14 protein-coding genes are annotated in these 17,140 nt (G+C 60.4%); 9 read left to right on the forward strand and 5 right to left on the reverse strand.

The window, feature by feature from the left end; translation table 11 throughout:
* The first annotated feature begins 205 nt into the window (after positions 1 to 205).
* Positions 206 to 1,441, forward strand: a complete 1,236-nt coding sequence (locus tag JOE32_RS05880) for an MFS transporter (protein WP_209982245.1) — start codon at positions 206 to 208, stop codon at positions 1,439 to 1,441.
* On the opposite strand, the gene JOE32_RS05885 is transcribed toward JOE32_RS05880, so the two are convergent.
* Positions 1,379 to 2,314: a LysR family transcriptional regulator gene (locus tag JOE32_RS05885; protein WP_209982246.1), complete on the reverse strand. Its 936-nt coding sequence runs from the start codon at positions 2,312 to 2,314 to the stop codon at positions 1,379 to 1,381. The genes JOE32_RS05880 and JOE32_RS05885 overlap by 63 nt on opposite strands.
* A gap of 116 nt (positions 2,315 to 2,430) precedes the next feature.
* On the opposite strand from JOE32_RS05885, the gene JOE32_RS05890 reads away from it, so the two are divergent.
* The 8 genes from JOE32_RS05890 to JOE32_RS05925 all read left to right on the forward strand — a co-directional run bounded on the left by JOE32_RS05890 (position 2,431) and on the right by JOE32_RS05925 (position 12,575).
* Positions 2,431 to 3,312: a hypothetical protein gene (locus tag JOE32_RS05890; RefSeq protein WP_209982248.1), complete on the forward strand. Its 882-nt coding sequence runs from the start codon at positions 2,431 to 2,433 to the stop codon at positions 3,310 to 3,312.
* Positions 3,313 to 3,370: 58 nt separating this feature from the next.
* Entirely contained in the window at positions 3,371 to 4,600 is a 1,230-nt protein-coding gene (locus JOE32_RS05895) for a Xaa-Pro peptidase family protein (RefSeq protein ID WP_209982250.1), read from the forward strand.
* A gap of 461 nt (positions 4,601 to 5,061) precedes the next feature.
* Positions 5,062 to 6,696 (forward strand): ABC transporter substrate-binding protein, encoded by a 1,635-nt coding sequence (locus JOE32_RS05900; RefSeq protein ID WP_209982252.1) that lies wholly within the window; start codon positions 5,062 to 5,064, stop codon positions 6,694 to 6,696.
* Positions 6,697 to 6,771: 75 nt separating this feature from the next.
* Positions 6,772 to 7,725, forward strand: a complete 954-nt coding sequence (locus tag JOE32_RS05905; protein WP_054052764.1) for an ABC transporter permease — start codon at positions 6,772 to 6,774, stop codon at positions 7,723 to 7,725.
* Positions 7,722 to 8,558 carry an ABC transporter permease gene (locus tag JOE32_RS05910; protein ID WP_209982254.1) on the forward strand — a complete coding sequence of 279 codons (837 nt, stop codon included), beginning with the start codon at positions 7,722 to 7,724 and terminating at the stop codon, positions 8,556 to 8,558. The genes JOE32_RS05905 and JOE32_RS05910 overlap by 4 nt, the downstream gene beginning before the upstream one ends.
* 2 nt (positions 8,559 to 8,560) lie before the next feature.
* Positions 8,561 to 10,207: an ABC transporter ATP-binding protein gene (locus tag JOE32_RS05915; RefSeq protein ID WP_209982256.1), complete on the forward strand. Its 1,647-nt coding sequence runs from the start codon at positions 8,561 to 8,563 to the stop codon at positions 10,205 to 10,207.
* A 160-nt stretch (positions 10,208 to 10,367) separates the two neighbouring features.
* Positions 10,368 to 11,474 carry a hypothetical protein gene (locus JOE32_RS05920; protein WP_245229211.1) on the forward strand — a complete coding sequence of 369 codons (1,107 nt, stop codon included), beginning with the start codon at positions 10,368 to 10,370 and terminating at the stop codon, positions 11,472 to 11,474.
* Between the two features lie 225 nt (positions 11,475 to 11,699).
* Positions 11,700 to 12,575 (forward strand): LysR substrate-binding domain-containing protein, encoded by an 876-nt coding sequence (locus JOE32_RS05925; RefSeq protein WP_209982260.1) that lies wholly within the window; start codon positions 11,700 to 11,702, stop codon positions 12,573 to 12,575.
* A 64-nt stretch (positions 12,576 to 12,639) separates the two neighbouring features.
* Here the strand turns inward: JOE32_RS05925 and JOE32_RS05930 are convergent, their stop codons facing one another.
* The 4 genes from JOE32_RS05930 to fae form a co-directional block, all read right to left on the reverse strand.
* A complete protein-coding gene (locus JOE32_RS05930; RefSeq protein ID WP_209982262.1) occupies positions 12,640 to 14,004 on the reverse strand; it encodes an MFS transporter in 1,365 nt (454 codons plus the stop codon).
* A gap of 99 nt (positions 14,005 to 14,103) precedes the next feature.
* Positions 14,104 to 15,537: an NAD-dependent succinate-semialdehyde dehydrogenase gene (locus JOE32_RS05935; protein WP_209982264.1), complete on the reverse strand. Its 1,434-nt coding sequence runs from the start codon at positions 15,535 to 15,537 to the stop codon at positions 14,104 to 14,106.
* Positions 15,534 to 16,568 carry an aldo/keto reductase gene (locus JOE32_RS05940; RefSeq protein ID WP_209982266.1) on the reverse strand — a complete coding sequence of 345 codons (1,035 nt, stop codon included), beginning with the start codon at positions 16,566 to 16,568 and terminating at the stop codon, positions 15,534 to 15,536. Before JOE32_RS05940 ends, JOE32_RS05935 begins: the two co-directional genes overlap by 4 nt.
* Positions 16,569 to 16,578: 10 nt before the next feature.
* Complete coding sequence (gene fae / locus JOE32_RS05945) at positions 16,579 to 17,091, reverse strand: formaldehyde-activating enzyme (RefSeq protein ID WP_209982268.1); 513 nt, start codon at positions 17,089 to 17,091, stop codon at positions 16,579 to 16,581.
* Between the last annotated feature and the right edge of the window lie 49 nt (positions 17,092 to 17,140).

The raw sequence follows: 17,140 nt of genomic DNA on the forward strand, positions 1-17,140 counted from the left end.
TCGGTTTCAGCCCTGCCACTGTCGCTGACGTATAAATAGCATGCGTATTTCGCAGCACACTCACGACTATTAAGCACTGGCTGTTTTATTTATATAGGCGCTAGTCTTATTCAACTAAATACCCACCTAAGTTAACGCACTTACCTAGGGCAGCTCTTTCACCTACGCCCCATTTCATAGCAATTAAACTGACCGAGCCAACCCCATGCCAATCAACACACGCTCACCCACAAGAAGTACTGTTTTATTGGCGCTTATCTTTACGGCGTGTAACGCCACCACCCACGGCTTCAGTATTTTCCTTTATTCGGCCTTATTACCCCAGATTCGCCAGGTGTTCGATCTGAGCTACAGCCAGGCCGCGTTCATCGCGGCGCTACTGCAACTGTTCTACATGGGCGCTTCGATTGTCAGTGGCATCGCCGCGGCGTGGATCAGCCCGCGTAATATGGTACGGCTGACGATGGCCTTGAGCCCGGCGCTGCTGGCCCTGGCGGTCGCCACCCCGTGGGTGCTGCCGTACGCATTATGCCTGGCACTGGTCTCGGCCTGCGCGGTGGCGAACTGGAATGCCATCGCCGCACTGGCCGGCGAAGTGATCCCCGCCTCCCACCGCAGCCGTGTACTGGGGCTGGCATCGTCGGGGGCGGCGTTTGCGATCTGCCTTAACGGTATGCTGATCGCTCTGTTGCAGGGCATCTCGCTGCGGCACTTCTGGCTGATTTGCGCCGGGCTGACACTGATGGTCACCCTACTGACCTTTTGGGTCCTGGCGCCGTTGGCGACAGGCCAGCGCATCAAGAAAAGCAGCGCGCCATCGCTGCGCCGGATACTCAGGCAATGGTTGAAGCTGTGCCTGGATTACCCGGTGGCGCTGCACATACTGCTGCTCAGCGCCTTTATTGGCGGGATCAGCGGCCCCTTCCTGAATTTTCTCTCGGCGTTTGCCAGCGAACGGCTGGGCGCCAACGCACAGATCACCGGCTCATTGTGGACACTGATCGGGATTGGCGGGGTAGTCGGCGGTTTGTTGTTGGGTTCACTCGCCGATCGCTGGGGGGCATTAAGGGTGATGGCGTTGAGTATCAGCGCCTTCGGCCTGGCGATGCTCGCCCTGCTCTGGCAACCGAGCTTGAATCTGACCTGGCTGGCGGCCGGGCTGTTCGCGCTGTTCTATTTCCCTGTCTGGGGCTTGATGGCCGCCTACCTCAGCGCACGCTTGAGCCCCGTGCAGAGCCTGCAAGTGGTGAGTCTGAGCATGGTCGGTTATGGCTTGGGCAGCGCCACCGCAAACTGGCTGTGCGGCTGGCTGCTGCAGGCCACCGGGCAGTTTGGCCTGGTACACGGCTGGATCGTCTGCTGGGTCACCGCCAGCCTGTTATTGCTGAGGCTGATGGCTCGCCGTCAACGCTGTGAGCCGACGCTCGGCCAGCCACTCTGAACGGCCCAAGCGACGCGACAGAATATCCACCAAGGCCTCCACAGCCAACGCCTCGCACTGAGTAGAACGCCAGAACATCAACCGCGCGGGCTCAATCGGCGGAAAGCCCTGAGCCTCGTCCAGCACCTGCCAACCTGCCGGCACCAGGCGCCGCGCCGTAACACCGACCGACTGGCCCTGTTCAATGGCAATCCCGATACCACGCGGGCTCTGGCTGGTGTAAACCACATGCCACGCCCGCCCGGCCTCGGCCAGCGCCCGCACGGCGTTGGCCAGCGCCCGCACGGCGTTGGCTCGAAAGGCGCAGCCCTCGGCATACACTGCCAGCGGCACCGACGCTTGAGCACCGGCGCACCACCTCTCAGCCGCCACCCACACCAGCGGCTCGTCACACAGGTATTCACCCGCTTGTAGATTGGCATGTTGCACGCCGAGCACCAGGTCCAATTCACCGCGTTGCAAACGACTGACCAGCGCCGTCGACATCTCGCAACAAATATCCGGCCGCACTTGGGGAAACTGCGCCTGAAAGTCGCGCAACACCTCGGCCAGGCAAAACTGGGCGTAGTCCTCGGGCATGCCGACGTGAACGCACACCTGCTCATCGGGCAGTTGCACGGCGTTGATCGCATCGGCATGCAGCTTGAGGATCTGCCGCGCATAGATCAGAAACGTCTCGCCACCCGGTGTCAGGCTCACCGAGCGACTGGTGCGCTGAACCAACGGCGTGCCGACGATCTCTTCCAGGCGCTGCAAATTCTGGCTGATGGTCGATTGGGTTTTGTGCAGGCGCTCGGCCGCCGCAGAAAATCCGTGGCACTCGATAATCGCAACAAACACTTTCAGTAAGCTTCCATCCAGTTCGCCTGACATAACTATCGCCCCTGCCGATGGATTCGATCACAACTTGTAATTTCCACTTCGCACCTCTTTAAGCAACTATCGATTCAACGCCAAACACTGTTAATTGATAGTTCCAGGAGACTTGCATGAGCCTTCAACTTGCCGACGCCGAAGTGGGCGATATCAGCGACATTATAAATACCGAGTTGTACCCCATACATGATTCGGGCCATGTCCGGTTGCAGGCGCTGATCGAACACGCTCGTGCCGAACTGGCCGAGGATGGTTGCTGCCTGCTGAAGAACTTCCTGCGGCCCGAGGCGCTGGAACAGGCGCGTGCCGAGGGTCAGGCGCTGTCGGGCAAAACTTTTTATTCGGTGCGCAAGGTCAACGCCTACTTCACCGAAGACGACCCCGCCCTGCCCCAGGATGATCCGCGCCGCACATTCATGGAGCGCACCAGCGGTTTTGTTACGCGAGACATGATTGCCCCGGACGCGATCATTCATCGCCTGTACGTCTCGCCGATGATGAAGCGATTTATAGGTGCCTGCCTCGACGAGCCGGAGATTTTCGAATACGCCGACCCGTTCGCCGGGCTGGTGATCAACGTGATGCCCGAAGGCACCGAGCAGCCCTGGCACTTCGATACCAACGAATTCATCGTCAGCATGATGACCCAGAAGCCCGAGGCCGGCGGCTTGTTCGAGTACGCGCCGATGATCCGCACGCGCACCCAGGAAAACCTTGGCGCCGTCGGCAATGTGGTGCGCGGCGACGACCGCAGCCGGGTGCAGGAACTGGAACTCAACCCAGGCGACTTGCAGATTTTCAAGGGCCGCTTTTCGGTGCACCGGGTCACTCGAGTCCAGGGCGCCACTGAACGTAATACAGCGATCTTCGCCTACTCCGAAAAGCCCGGAATCATCGGCCGCGCCCAGCGTACCAAGCAGCTTTACGGACGCCTGTCCGAAGCCCATCTGCAAGCCGAACGCAACCTGGTGCGCAGCGACCAGTTGCTCGACTGATCCCCCCAAAAAAATCCTAGAAAAAAACCAACCGTATTTGCCTTGCGAGGAACACCCCATGAGTCTGTCCGGCCCTAACCGCAACCCCGCCGACTGCGAACCGACCTACGCCGAGATCCAGCAGATCCAGCTCGACCGTTTGCAACGGGTGCGCAACGAACTGAAAAAACGCGACTACGCCGCGTGCGTGCTGTTCGACCCGACCCACATGCGCTACGCCACCGGTTCGCGCAACATGCAGGTGTACTCGGCGCGCAACCCGGCGCGTTACGCTTTCATCCCGGCAGAAGGCCCGGTGGTGGTCTTCGAATTCGGCGGCTGCCTGCACCTGGCCGAACAGCTCAACACCGTCGATGAAGTGCGCCCGGCCAAGGCCATCTCCTATTACTTCTGCGACAGCTTCCTGAATAACGTCACCGCCGAATGGGCCGCTGAAATCGGTGAATTGGTGCGCCAACACGGCGGCGGCAACAAACGCGTCGCCATCGAAAGCGCGACTTCAGCCGCTGCGTTCGAACTGCAAAAACTCGGCTACCAGATATTCGATGCCCAGGAACCGCTGGAGCGCGCGCGCTGCATCAAGGTGCCGAACGAGCTGAAGATGATCCGCGCCAGCCTGCGTGCCACCGAGGCCGGCGTGCGCTTGATGGAAAGCAAACTGGTGCCGGGCATCAGCGAAAACGAACTGTGGTCGCACTTGCACCAGCACGTGATCGCTACCGACGGCGACTACGTCGAAACCCGCCTGCTGTCCTCCGGACCGCGCACCAATCCGTGGTTCCAGGAATGCAGCACCCGGCCCATCGAAGCCGGTGACCTGGTAGCGCTGGACACCGATGTGGTTGGGCGTTTCGGTTACTACGCGGACTTTTCACGGACCTTCCTGTGCGGCGAGCAAGCCGCCACCGCCAAGCAACAGGAGTTGTACAAACTGGCCTACGAACAAGTGCAGACCAACATGGAAATGCTCAAGGCCGGCCGCAGCTTCAAGGAATACGCCGAGCTGGCCTGGAGAATCCCGGACAACTACAAGGCCAACCGCTATTTCGCCCTGGCCCACGGCGTTGGCATGACCGGTGAATACCCGTACGTGGTGCACCGCGAAGACATTGATGCACTGGGTTACGACGGGGTGTTCGAAGCCGGCATGACCATCTGCGTGGAGAGCTACATCGGCCATGATGCAGGCGGCGAAGGGGTCAAGCTCGAAGAGCAGATTTACATCCACGAAAACGGCATCGAGTTGCTCTCGGACTATCCGTTCGATGCGCGCCTGATGCCGCGCTGAGTTACCCCGGACGGTGCCGTAACCTCCTTCTTCGACATCGTCCGGTTTTCCCCTTGTTCCCACCCGGAACAAGGGGCGTTTGCGGCCACCGCGCAGTGTTTCGTACCCGCGCTTTCCTCCGTCCGGCCTGTCTAGCTCAAGCGGCAGCCTTCCTTACGGTCAGTAACATGCATTTATCGAACGTTTCAGCGTTGAATTTATCGTTTGTCGATCGTTGCGCAGATGACAAAACTGCGGGCATCTCTAATAAAAACAACATGAGAGCAGCCCTATGTCATACCCAGCCTCCGTCCTTCTGATCTCGTTGCGCCTTGCTCTACTGCCGGCTTCACGCCTGTCACGCCTGCGCCTTCGCGCTGCCGGCCACTGACAGCGTCGGTTCATCGAACCGACCGCGTCTGCCGCTCGCCCCATTTGCGGCCAGTCGAAAAACGCACTTTTGCACGTTATCGGAGAGGCATATGAAAGACTTAATGACACTGGACGGCGCCTTGCCGCATCCAGCGGTAAACGACCTGTGCACCCAAGTCAAAAGTGGCGCAATCAATCGTCGCCAATTCCTGCGCACCGCCGCGCTGCTGGGCATCACCGCCGCCAGCGCCAGCACCTTCCTCGGTTCCGCGCTGCTCGGTAATTCGGCCCACGCCGCTGACGCGGTAACGCCGCGCCAGGGTGGCAGCCTGCGGTTTGCCTGCGCCATCCAGGAAATCCAGGACCCGATGCTGATTACTTGGATCGAAGCCTCGAACCTGCTGCGCAACAGCCTCGAATTTCTGACCTGGGTCGATGCCGACAACATCACTCACCCGTACCTGGCCGAGAGCTGGAGCCCGTCCGACGACCTGAAAACCTGGACCTTCAACCTGCGCCAGGACGTGAAGTGGAGCAACGGCGGCACCTTCAACGTCGAGGACGTGCAGCACAACATCGAACGCTGGATTGCCGCCGACTCCAAGTCGGTCAACCGCACCGCGTTCCAGGACATCACAGCTTTCGAAAAAGTCAGTGACTTCCAGTTCCGCCTGGTGCTCAAACGGCCGATGCTGGCGATCCCGGAAATGCTCAATGCCTTCACCTGCGCCATCGTGCACCGCAGCTTCAAGGCCGGTGACGACTGGGCGAAAAACCCGCTTGGCACCGGGCCGTTCAAACTGGTCTCGTTCGCGGTCAACAAGCAGGCGACCTTCGCCAAGCGTGCCGATTACTGGCGCAAACCGGCGAACCTCGAAGAGCTGCGCTACGTCGACATGGGCACCGACATTTCCACCCATCTCGCCGCGCTGCAGGCTGGGCAAGTGGATGTGTTGTACCGGGTAACGGTGGCCGAACTGGATCTGGCGAAACGCTTGCCGGGCGCGCAATTGCTCACCTGCAAGTCGGCACAAACCATCGTCATGCGCATGGCCTGCGACCAGAAACCGTTTGACGACCTGCGCATTCGCAAAGCCGTGGTGCTCTGCGCCGACAACGCGCAGATGCTGAAAATCGCCTATCGCGGCATGGGCACCCTGGGCGAAGACCATCATGTCGCGCCGTCCCACCCGGAGTATTTCCCGCTGCCCAAACGTGCGCGAGACGTGGCGGGTGCGAAGAAACTGCTCGCCGACGCCGGCCACCCGAACGGCATCGACATCGACCTGATCGTCGGCAACACCCAGGGCCGCTACGAACAGGACTGCGCGCAGATCCTCCAGCAGAACTGCGCCGAGGCCGGCATCCGCATCAACCTCAAAGTGATCCCAGCGACGCAATACTGGCCGATCTGGGACAAGGCCGCGTTCAGCCTCACCTACTGGGCACACCGCCCGCTTGGTGTGATGTCGCTGGAACTGGCCTACCGCAGCGGTGCAGCCTGGAATGAAAGCCACTACAGCGACCCGGCGTTCGACGCTGCGCTGGATAACGCCATGGGCATTATCGACCCCAAGCAAAGGGCCGTGGCCATGCAAAGCGTCGAGCAGATCCTGCAAGACGCCTGCGTCATGGTCCAGCCGTTCTGGGGCGACAAGTTCACCGCCGCGAGCAAGAAGGTCCAGGGCTTTCAGGTTCACCCGTCGGACTTCTACCCAATGGATCAAGTCTGGTTGAGCGCCTGATTCAAGCGCCCCGAACCAGCCCGCCCACTCAGTTGCGGCGGGCCGCCATCCCTTGATTAGCCGGAGCGTGCAAGCATGGCTGAATTTCTATTGCGCAAGTTATTGGCGCTGGCGGCAACGTTGCTGTCGGTGTCGGTGATCGTATTCCTGGCCCTGGAATTGAACATTGAGGACGTCGCAATCAACGTCCTCGGTCCCTACTCCGCTGCGGACCAACGCGCCGCATGGCTGGTGGAGCACGGTTACAACCAACCTTTCGTTTGGCGCTACCTGGTGTGGCTGAAGGATTTCCTCAGCGGCGACTGGGGCACCTCCGTGCATTTTCGCGAGCCGGTGATTGATCTGCTGCTGCCGAACCTCGGGCAAACGTTGATCCTCGCCGGATTGGCGTTGGCAGTCATGGTGCCGGTGGCGTTGACCCTCGGCATCCTGGCCGGGATTCGCCAAGGCTCGGCGGTGGATCGGCTGGTGTCATTCCTGTCGATCGTCACCACCTCGATTCCAGACTTCGCCAGTGCGGTGTTTGTCTCGGCGATCTTCGTGTTCTGGCTTAACTGGCTGCCGGGCGTGAGCAGCATGAGCGACGGCTTCAACCCGGTGGAACTGGCACTGCCACTGATGGTGCTGTGCCTGTTCGGCATCGGCTATCTGGCGCGGATCACGCGGGCCTCAATGGTCGAAGTGATGCAGGCGCCGTACATCCGCACCGCCCGCCTCAAAGGCGCGTCGACCTCACGCATCGTGTTGCGCCATGCGCTGCGTAACGTGCTGATCGCGCCAATCACCGTAATCATGTTGTACATCCCGTGGCTGCTGTCGAACGTGATCGTGGTCGAGGTGTTCTTCGCCTACAAAGGCTTCGGCTCGCTGCTCTACACCGCGTCACTGAACCATGACGTCTACCTGATCGAAGCCTGCGCAATGATCAGCGGCATCGTCGTCGGCGCGACCAAAATCTTCTCTGACCTGGCCTATACCTGGCTCAACCCGCGCATAACGTTGCGCAGTCTTGGCGGAGGTGGCCAATGAATTTCCTCAATTCGTTCAAACATCCCCTTGCGTTACTTGGTTTTCTGCTGGTAGGCGGCTGGGCGTTGATGGCGCTGTTCGCGCCGTGGCTGGCGCCCCACGACCCGCTGGAAAGCTTCACCCCGCTGCTGACGCCGATGACCCCGGATGGCGACGGGATGCACTTTCTGCTCGGAACCGACATGATCGGCCGGGACATTCTCTCGCGGCTGATCTGGGGCACGCGGACCGTGTTGTTCTGGTCGATTCTGGCGACGCTGACCGCATTCGCCGTGGGCATCGCCATGGGCCTGTGCGCCGGCTACTTCAATGGTTGGGTCGATGCGCTGCTGTCCTATGTCGCCGACACCGTGCTGTCGTTTCCAGTGCTGGTGTTGTACATCGTGATCATCATCGCCCTCGGCGCGTCGGCGCTGAACATTCTGATTGCGGTGACCTTCACCAGTGCCCCGGCGATCTTCCGGATCATGCGCGCGCTGACCATCGACATTCGTTCCCGGGACTACGTGCTCAGCGCCATCACCCAGGGCGAAGGGTCACTGCGGATCATGCTGGTGGAAATCCTGCCAAATTGCGGTGGCCCTTTGATCGTCGATTTCTGCCTGCGCATCGGCTACACCGCGATCATGATCGGCGCCCTTGGCTTCCTCGGCCTCGGCCTGCCACCGCCGACGCCGGACTGGGGCGGCATGATCAACGAAGGCCGCAGCATGGCCATCGCCTTCCCGCACCTGGTGATATTCCCGTGCATTGCCATCTCCACCCTGATGCTGGGCCTGAGCCTGTTGGCGGATGGTCTGGACGAACACGCCCAGAAGGGCGCAAGGAGCTGAGCATGAGTTATCAACAAGTATTGAGAGTGGAAAACCTCTCCATCGAACTGCCCGCCGGCGCCGATCGTAGCCACGCGGTCAAGGGCATCAGCCTGGATGTACGCAAGGGCGAAATTCTCTGCGTGATCGGCGAGTCCGGCTCCGGCAAATCGGTGCTCTCGGCCGCAATCATGGGCGATTACGCCAAAGGCCTGCGCCACACTGAAGGCGTGATTGATTTCCTCGGCGACGATATTTGCCGCATGGATGAAAATGCTCTGCGCAAGCTGCGCGGCAATCGCATTGCGATGATTTTCCAGGAGCCCATGGCGGCGCTGAATCCGGCGATTCGCATTGGTCAGCAGGTCGAGGAAATCTTCGACATTCACGCGCCGCAGATGCCCGCCACGGAGCGCCGCGAACGCATGCTCGCCCTGCTCGACTCGACTCAATTGCCCGACCCGCCACGGATTGCCAACAGCTTCCCGCATCAACTCTCGGGCGGCCAATGCCAACGGGTGGTAATTGCCATGGCGCTGGCGATGAACCCGGATTTGCTGATTGCCGACGAGCCGACGACGGCGCTGGATGTGACCACGCAAGCCCAAGTGCTGAAACTGGTTCGCGACCTGCGCGGTCGTGGTCAACACGGCATCCTGTTCATCACGCACGACTTCGGCGTGGTGGCAGAAATCGCTGACCGCATCGCGGTGATGGAGGGCGGTGTGCTGGTGGAAATCGGTGAGCGCGATCAAGTCCTGGATGCGCCAAGACACCCGTACACGCGCAAGTTGATTGCCGCTGTTCCGGCCCTGCACCCAGAGCTGCACGCACCGTGCGCCGACGGTGAGCTTGCGTTGCGCATCGAGCATCTGACCAAAACCTACAACGTCGGCGGCAGGTTGATCCCGGCGCTCAAGGATGTCTCGCTGCAACTGCCACGGGGCAAGACGCTGGCGATTGTGGGTGAGTCCGGCTCGGGCAAAAGTACCTTGGTGAAAGCGGCGATTCGGCTGGTGGAAAGCGACAGCGGCCACGTCTGGGTCGGTGATACGGATTTCCTCGCGTTGCGCGGTTCTGCGCTGGCGGCCAATCGACGGCGGATTCAGATGATTTTCCAAGACCCGTACGGCTCGCTCAATCCACGCCATCGGGTCGGCGACATCATCGCACGCGCGGCGCAATTGCGCGGGTTGTCGGCCAAGGATGCGTGGACCGAGGCCGGTGATCTGCTGGAACAGGTCGGGCTCAAGCGTGACGCCCTCAAGCGCAAGCCCCGACAGTTCTCCGGCGGTCAGCGCCAACGCATCGGCATTGCCCGGGCCTTGGCAATGCGCCCGGAAGTGCTGATCGCGGATGAAAGTGTCTCGGCGCTGGATGTCTCGGTGCAAAAACAGGTGCTGGAGCTGCTCGCCGAGCTGCAACAGCGCCTCAACCTGAGCATCTTGTTCATCACTCACGACCTGCGCGTGGCAGCGCAGATCAGTGACTACATCGCGGTGATGCGCCAGGGCGAAGTGGTGGAATACGGCACGGCCGAACAGGTGTTGTTGCGACCGCAAAACGCCTACACCCAGACCCTGCTCGCGGCGGCACCCGGTGCTTCGGCGATCCCGCAGGTGTCTGCCATCGAACCAACGCTGAGGCTGATTCGACCGCAAGCCAACTGAGTCAACAACCCTTTTCCCAGGTAGCAGCGTTCGCTGCTGCATGGGCTGCTGTTGCCAACGATAACTAAAAACCAGGAGTATCACTGTGCGCACAACTACCCAGATTGCGGTCCGCTCCATCGCCCTCATTCCGCTGCTCGGCGCCTTCGCAGCCCCGGCCATGGCGGTGCAGATCACCGACAACCTTGACCTCGGCGGCGCCATCCGGGCGCGCTGGGACTATGACCCGGACCGGGACATACAGAAGTTCGGCCTGGACACGGTGTTCCTCAGCGCCAAGTACAACTCCGACACCTGGATCGGCGAGGCCCAGTACCGCTTCTACGGGCGCTCCTATCCTTACCAGTACACCAAGAACTACGGCGATATCCAATTCGCCAAGTTCGCCTGGGTCGGCTACAAGTTCAATCCCGACCAGCAGGTGCAGGTGGGGCTGAATACCGTGCCGTTCGGGTTGCAGCCTTACTTCGGCAGCACCTTTTACGAAACCCTGGGCAACGTCATCGGCCTGGAAGATGTACAACAGGTCGGCGCCAAGTACATCCAGCAAAGTGGCGACTGGAATATCCAGGCCGGCTATTACCTGCGCCCGGCGTGGCAAGGCAAGGGCACGAGCAAAGGGGTGACGTATTCCAGCGTGGTGTCCGGGGCCGACAGCTACGTGGGCGACGGCAGCGACAACCAGGAGCGGAATACCGTGGTGCTGCGCGTGGCCAAAGCCCTGGACCTCGGCGCGTGGAAATCCGAAATTGGCATCTCGGGCCTGACCTCGACCCTGGAAAACAAGGACACCGATAACGATGGCCGCCGCAACGCGGTGGCCGTGCATTACCTCGGCAAGAACGGCCCATGGGGCGTGCAACTGCAAGCGGCGCGGCAACAGATGTCGCCGCGCAACCGTGGCAGCGATGAAGTGGTCACACTCGGCGGGTACGACGGCACCTACAACGTCGCCAGTCGAGGCAATTTGTACGTCGCCGACCTGAGCTATGACGTCGCCGGCAAATACCTGTTCGACCAGATAAGCGGTGTGAAGCTGTACGCCAACTACAGCGCCTTCGATAAATCCGCCGACGCGTTCAAGACCTCGCAACGGTTGATCCTGGGCACTTCGTTTTCGTTCAGCAAACTGTGGATCGCGACGGAATGGTTGTACGGCAAAAATGACCCGTACATTGGTGGCAGCAGTTACACCCAAAGCCTGGCGTCTGGTGGGAGTAACCAGTGGGAGAATCAGCTGTACATGAACATTGGGTACTACTTCTGATCCGGATTGTCCGGCGTTTCTGGAAGGCCTCTTCGCGAGCAAGCCCGCTCCCACAGGTTTAGCGCATAACCTGTGGGAGCGGGCTTGCTCGCGAAGACTTTACCCAAACACCACTTGCATCAACCTCTCAGAAAGGAGTCAGATACGTCGTACAGAATATTCACCAAAAACAATAAACCTGCCCACGCACTACAGCGTCGAAGGCGGGTATGGAGTCACCCTTTAATGCGTCAACTGCCCTCGCTCAACATGCTGCGCGTCTTTGAAGAAGTCGCGCGGCATCGCAGTTTCAGCCAGGCGGCTTTGGGGTTGAACGTCACCCAAGGCGCGGTCAGCCGTCAGATCAAGCAGCTTGAAGATTATCTCGGCGTGGCGCTGTTTATCCGCACGCCCCAAGGCCTGTCGCTAACGCAAACAGGCCTCGCCCTCTCCCCCCAATTGAGCAATGCCTTCGACCACGTCGAACGCGCCCTCCAAGCAGTGCGCGTGCCCAACCTGCGCCAACGCCTGCGTATCGTCGCACCACCGACCTGGGCCACGCGCTGGTTGTCGGCGCACTTGCGCGCATTCTGTCAACGCTACCCGGACATCAGCCTCAGCGTGACCCACCAAAACGGCTACGAGAACCTCGCGGAAATCGACTGCCACATCCGCTTCGGCCTCGAAGCGGCCAACCATTGCAGCAGTCAGTTGCTGGTGATGGAGCGGCACATGGCAGTGGCCAGCCCGGAGTTGTTCGTCAATGGCCAGCCGCCGGATCTGCGGGAGTTTGCGCTATTGCACATCCTGCATGACGGCAAACGCTTGAAGGTGTGGGAGAACTGGTTGGCGGCAATGGGCCGCGAGGATGTCGATGCCGCGCAAGGGCTGGAGTTCAGCACGCTGGACCAGGTGATCCACACGGCACTGGCCGGTGGTGGGCTGGCGGTGATTGACAGACAGATGATTGAAAAGGAACTGGCGAGTGGCAGTCTGTTGCCGATCACTGCTGTGGAAGTGGTCGGGCCTTACGGGTATTGGCTGGATGTGGCGAATGAGAAACGGGGGCTGTCGAAAGTGCAGTTGTTTACGGATTGGTTGGGATTGGTCAGCAACCCCTGAAACACCGACATTTTCAAATGTGGGAGCGAGCAAGCCCGCTCCCACATTGGGTGTGTGGTGGGTTTTAGATTGGCGCTGCGATCTTTGTGGCAGCGGGTGCCGCGCTCTCCATCGGACCCTGCGCCTTGCACGCCTGGCTCAGTGTCAGGGACTTGGTTTCCGGTGCCCAGGCCCAGGAAATGATCGCGCCCAGTGCGAGAATCGACGCCAGGATGCCCATGGTCGGGCTCAAGCCGATACCCGCCACACTCACCGGCAACAGGAACGTGCTGACCGCCGAGCCCAAGCGACTCACCGCCGTTGCCAGGCCAATCCCGCTGGCCCGCACTTCGGTCGGAAAGCTCTCGGCCGGGAACACGCCTACCAGGTTGCTTACTGCTGATAACACCAGCGTGAACACGCCGAACACCAGCACCATCAGGAACGCCGCACTGCCCGGCAATGCCGCCAGCAGGAACAAGGCTACCGCCAGGATGATGAACGAATTGATCAGGAAGCCTCGGCGCGAGAACTTCACTGTGCACCAGATGCCGATCAATGCGCCGAGGATCAGCAGCATGTTGAGCATCAATTCGGTGCCGAAGCCCTCCGCCAGGCCCATCTTCTGCAGTATCGACGGCAGGAAGGTGTAGATAGCGAAGTACGGCATGACGATGCAGACGAAGAACAGGCAGTTGAACGCGGTGCGCTTACGGTATTCGCGGCTGAACAGCACTGCGTAGCCGGAACGGGTTTCGGTGGAGCGGGTTTCGTCGAGTTCGACATTATCGCCCAGGTGTTTTTTGACAATCGCCCGTGCTTCGGCGATCCGTCCCTGGTTGACCAGCCAGCGCGGTGACTCGGGTGTGCCGATTCGCGCGATCAGGATGAGCGCCGCCGGGATTGCCGATGAAGCCAGCATCCAGCGCCAGGCGTCATCACCGAGGCTGAGCATCGCGGTGCCGACGAAGGTCGCGGCGACGTAGCCGAAAGTCCAGATGACGCTGAATGAGCCGAGCAACACGCCACGGTGTTTTTTCGGCGAAAACTCCGCGAGCATCGCGTGGCCGACGCTGAAGTCGCCGCCCAGGCCAATGCCGATCAGCACCCGGCAGAGGAATAGCTGCATCGCAGTTTCAGCGTAAAACTGCATCACCGAAGCAACGGTGATCAGGACAAAACTGACCAGGAAGATTTTCTGCCGCCCGACCTTATCGGAAATCCAGCCGAAGAACAGGCTGCCAAGAAACAGGCCAATCAGTGCTGAAGCGCCGATCAGGCCTTGCCAGAAGGCATCGAGGTGCATCTGCGGGCTGAGCAACGTGAAAGCAATACCGATCAGGCCCAGGATGTAGCCGTCGGTAAAATGTGCGCCGAAAGTGAGACCGGCAATTTTGATATGAAAGCGCCCGATGGGCAGGTCATCGATCTTTATCGATTGAGCGGACATGTTCGTCTCCAATTGTTGTTATTGACGGAGAAATGAAACCGATGGCGCTTGTACCTGTGGGAGCTGGCTTGTTCGCTCCCACAGGAATTAGGGTCGGGGCTAGAGGCCGCCCATCAACAGGTATTTTATTTCCAGGTAGTCTTCCAGACCGTACTTGGAGCCTTCGCGCCCCAGGCCCGATTCCTTGATGCCGCCAAACGGCGCGACTTCCGTGGAGATGATGCCTTCGTTGATCCCGACCATGCCGGCTTCCAGGCCTTCGGCCATGCGCCAGACGCGGCCGATGTCGCGGCTGTAGAAGTACGCCGACAATCCATAGGGCGTGTCATTTGCCCGTTGCAATACGTCGGCTTCGTCCTTGAAGCGAAAGCACGCGGCTACGGGGCCGAAGGTTTCGTCCTGGGCGATCAGCATGTCGCTGGTGGCATCGGTGAGAATGGTCGGCTGGTAGAACGTGCCGCCAAGCGCATGCCGACGACCGCCGCACAACAGCGTGGCGCCCTTCTCCAAGGCGTCACTCACGTGCAACTCAACCTTGGCCAACGCCGCTGCGTTGATCAGCGGACCTTGCTCGGTTTCACCGTCCAGCGCACTGCCGACGCGCATCGCAGCGACCGCTTCGGCGAGTTTGCCGGTGAACGCTTCGTAAACACCGTCCTGGATGAAGAAACGGTTCACGCAGACGCAGGTCTGCCCGGTATTGCGGAATTTCGAGGCCATCGCGCCTTTCACGGCGGCGTCCAGATCAGCATCGTCAAACACAATGAACGGCGCGTTGCCGCCCAGTTCCAGCGAGACTTTTTTCAGCGTATCCGCCGCTTGGCGCATCAGTAGTTTGCCGGTGCGGGTAGAGCCAGTGAACGAAAGTTTGCGCACGACGCCGGAAGCTTGCAGTGCTCCGCCAATCGCCACGGCGTCACCGGAAACCACGTTGAACACCCCGGCCGGAATGCCCGCCTGCTCGGCCAACACCGCCAAGGCGAAGGCTGACAAAGGCGTCTCTTCCGACGGTTTGAGAATCATTGTGCAACCCGCCGCCAGCGCCGGACCGACCTTGCGCGTGACCATCGCCAGCGGGAAGTTCCAAGGGGTGATCGCTGCAACCACGCCTATGGCCTCCTTGATCACAATGATTCGCGCATCAGCCTTATGGCTCGGGATTACGTCGCCGTAAGCGCGCTTGGCTTCTTCGGCGAACCATTCCAGAAAGCTTGCGGCATAGACCACTTCGCCCATAGCTTCGGCGAGCGGTTTGCCCTGTTCGCGACTGAGCAAAGTGGCCAGATCTTTCTGGTTGCTCAGCATCAGTTCGCCCCAGCGCTTGAGGCGCTGACTGCGCTCTTTGGCAGTCAATTTTCGCCAGGCTGGCAAAGCACGGTTCGCCGCGGCGATGGCGAGGTTGGTTTCTTCGGCGCCGGCCTTTTGCACGTCGGCGATCACTTCGCCATTGGCCGGGTTCAACACCGGATAGGTCGCACCGCCGCTCGACCATTGGCCGTCGATGAAATTTCCGTTACGAATCAGCGAGCTCATGCCACAGCCTCGGTCAGAGTAAAGCGTTCCAGCCCTGGGCGAGCCGAGCGCAGGATGCGTTTGCCGGCGGTGTAATCGTTGATCACGTCGCACGGGGTGTAGTTGCGTTCCAACTCATGCAGTTCTTCGGCGTCGAGCCTGGTTTCCAAGGCTGCCAAGGCACTGTCGAACTGCGCGGTGGTGTCGGCGCCGACCAGCATGCAATCGACGCCCGGATGATTGGCAACCCAGGCTTGAGCGATCTGCGCGTTCGAGACACCACGGGCGCGGGCCACGCGCTGTACCGAATGAGCGATCTCGAACGAGGCCTCGTCGCTGTACATCTGCTGAGTGAAGAAGTCGGTCTGGTTGCGGGTCGATTGCACATCGCCGGTCAACAAGCCGCGAGCCAGCGGGCTGAACACCGAAACGCCAAGACCCTGATCACGACAGAACGGAATCATCTCGCGCTCTTCTTCGCGGTAGGCGCAGTTCAGTTGCAGCTGCATGTTGATCGGCTTGACCCAGCCGTTGCGTTCGCAAGCCATGAGGATCTTCGCCAGCTGCCCGGTGAGCATGGTCGACACGCCGATGTAACGGGCCTTGCCTGAACGCACGATGTCATTCATGGCGCTCATGGTTTCTTCGACCGGGGTATTCACATCGAAGTAATGCAGCATGAACACATCGACGTAATCCATGTTCAAGCGCTTCAGCGAGGCGTCGATGCTGTCCATGATGTGCTTGCGCGAATGACCGCTGGCGTTGATGCCGTTGCGGGTGCCGTAGCCGACCTTGGTGGTGATCACCAGATCTTCGCGGCGAGCCAGACGCTTGACGATGCGCCCCACCACTTCCTCACCGACACCAGCGGAATAGAAATCCGCCAGGTCAATGAAGTTCACCCCGTTGTCGAGGGCATGGGCGACGATCGGCTCGCTTTGCTTTTCATCGAAGATCCACGGTTTCCAGTCCGGGGTGCCCATGTTCATGGTGCCCAGGCACAGGCGGGAGACTTGCAGGCCGGAGTTGCCCAAACGAATGTATTGCATGGCGCAGACCTCAGGCTTTTGGGGTGTAGAAGGGGTTGCTGATGTGAGCGACCACATCCGCCAGTTGCGCAGTTTCCGGTTTGCCGGTCAGGGCGGCGCGGATCGCGGTGCGGCAGGCGTTGTAGTTGTTCAGGTACACCGCATCAAGGTCATCACACGCCGGGTTGACCCAGTTGGCGGTGACGATGGCCCACTCATCTTCAGCTTCCGGCGGCAAAGTGCCATCCAACAAAGCTTCCAGAACAGCCTTGGCGATCGCAGCCTGGGACGCGCCCCAGGTGGCGTTGCCATGCAAGTCGCTGCTGATCGCAGCTTTATTGACGTAAAGCGTCATCGGCTTGACCGGAATGTTCGGCTGGGCGATCACCATGAACGGGCAATGCCCCTGGCTCGGCGACGCCAGGCTGTTGGCAAACGCCTGCCCTGCCGGACCGTTACGCGGGCCGATCAGAATGTTGATGTGCGCGGCGTTCACGCCTGGTCCTTCAAAACCTTCTCCGATGTACAGGTCGAGTTCTCTCATGAGTCATTACTCTTTTTGGATTTATTTTGGGTGATCAGAAGCGCACGCG

The organism is Pseudomonas sp. PvP025 (genome assembly GCF_017832155.1).
GTDB lineage: Bacteria > Pseudomonadota > Gammaproteobacteria > Pseudomonadales > Pseudomonadaceae > Aquipseudomonas.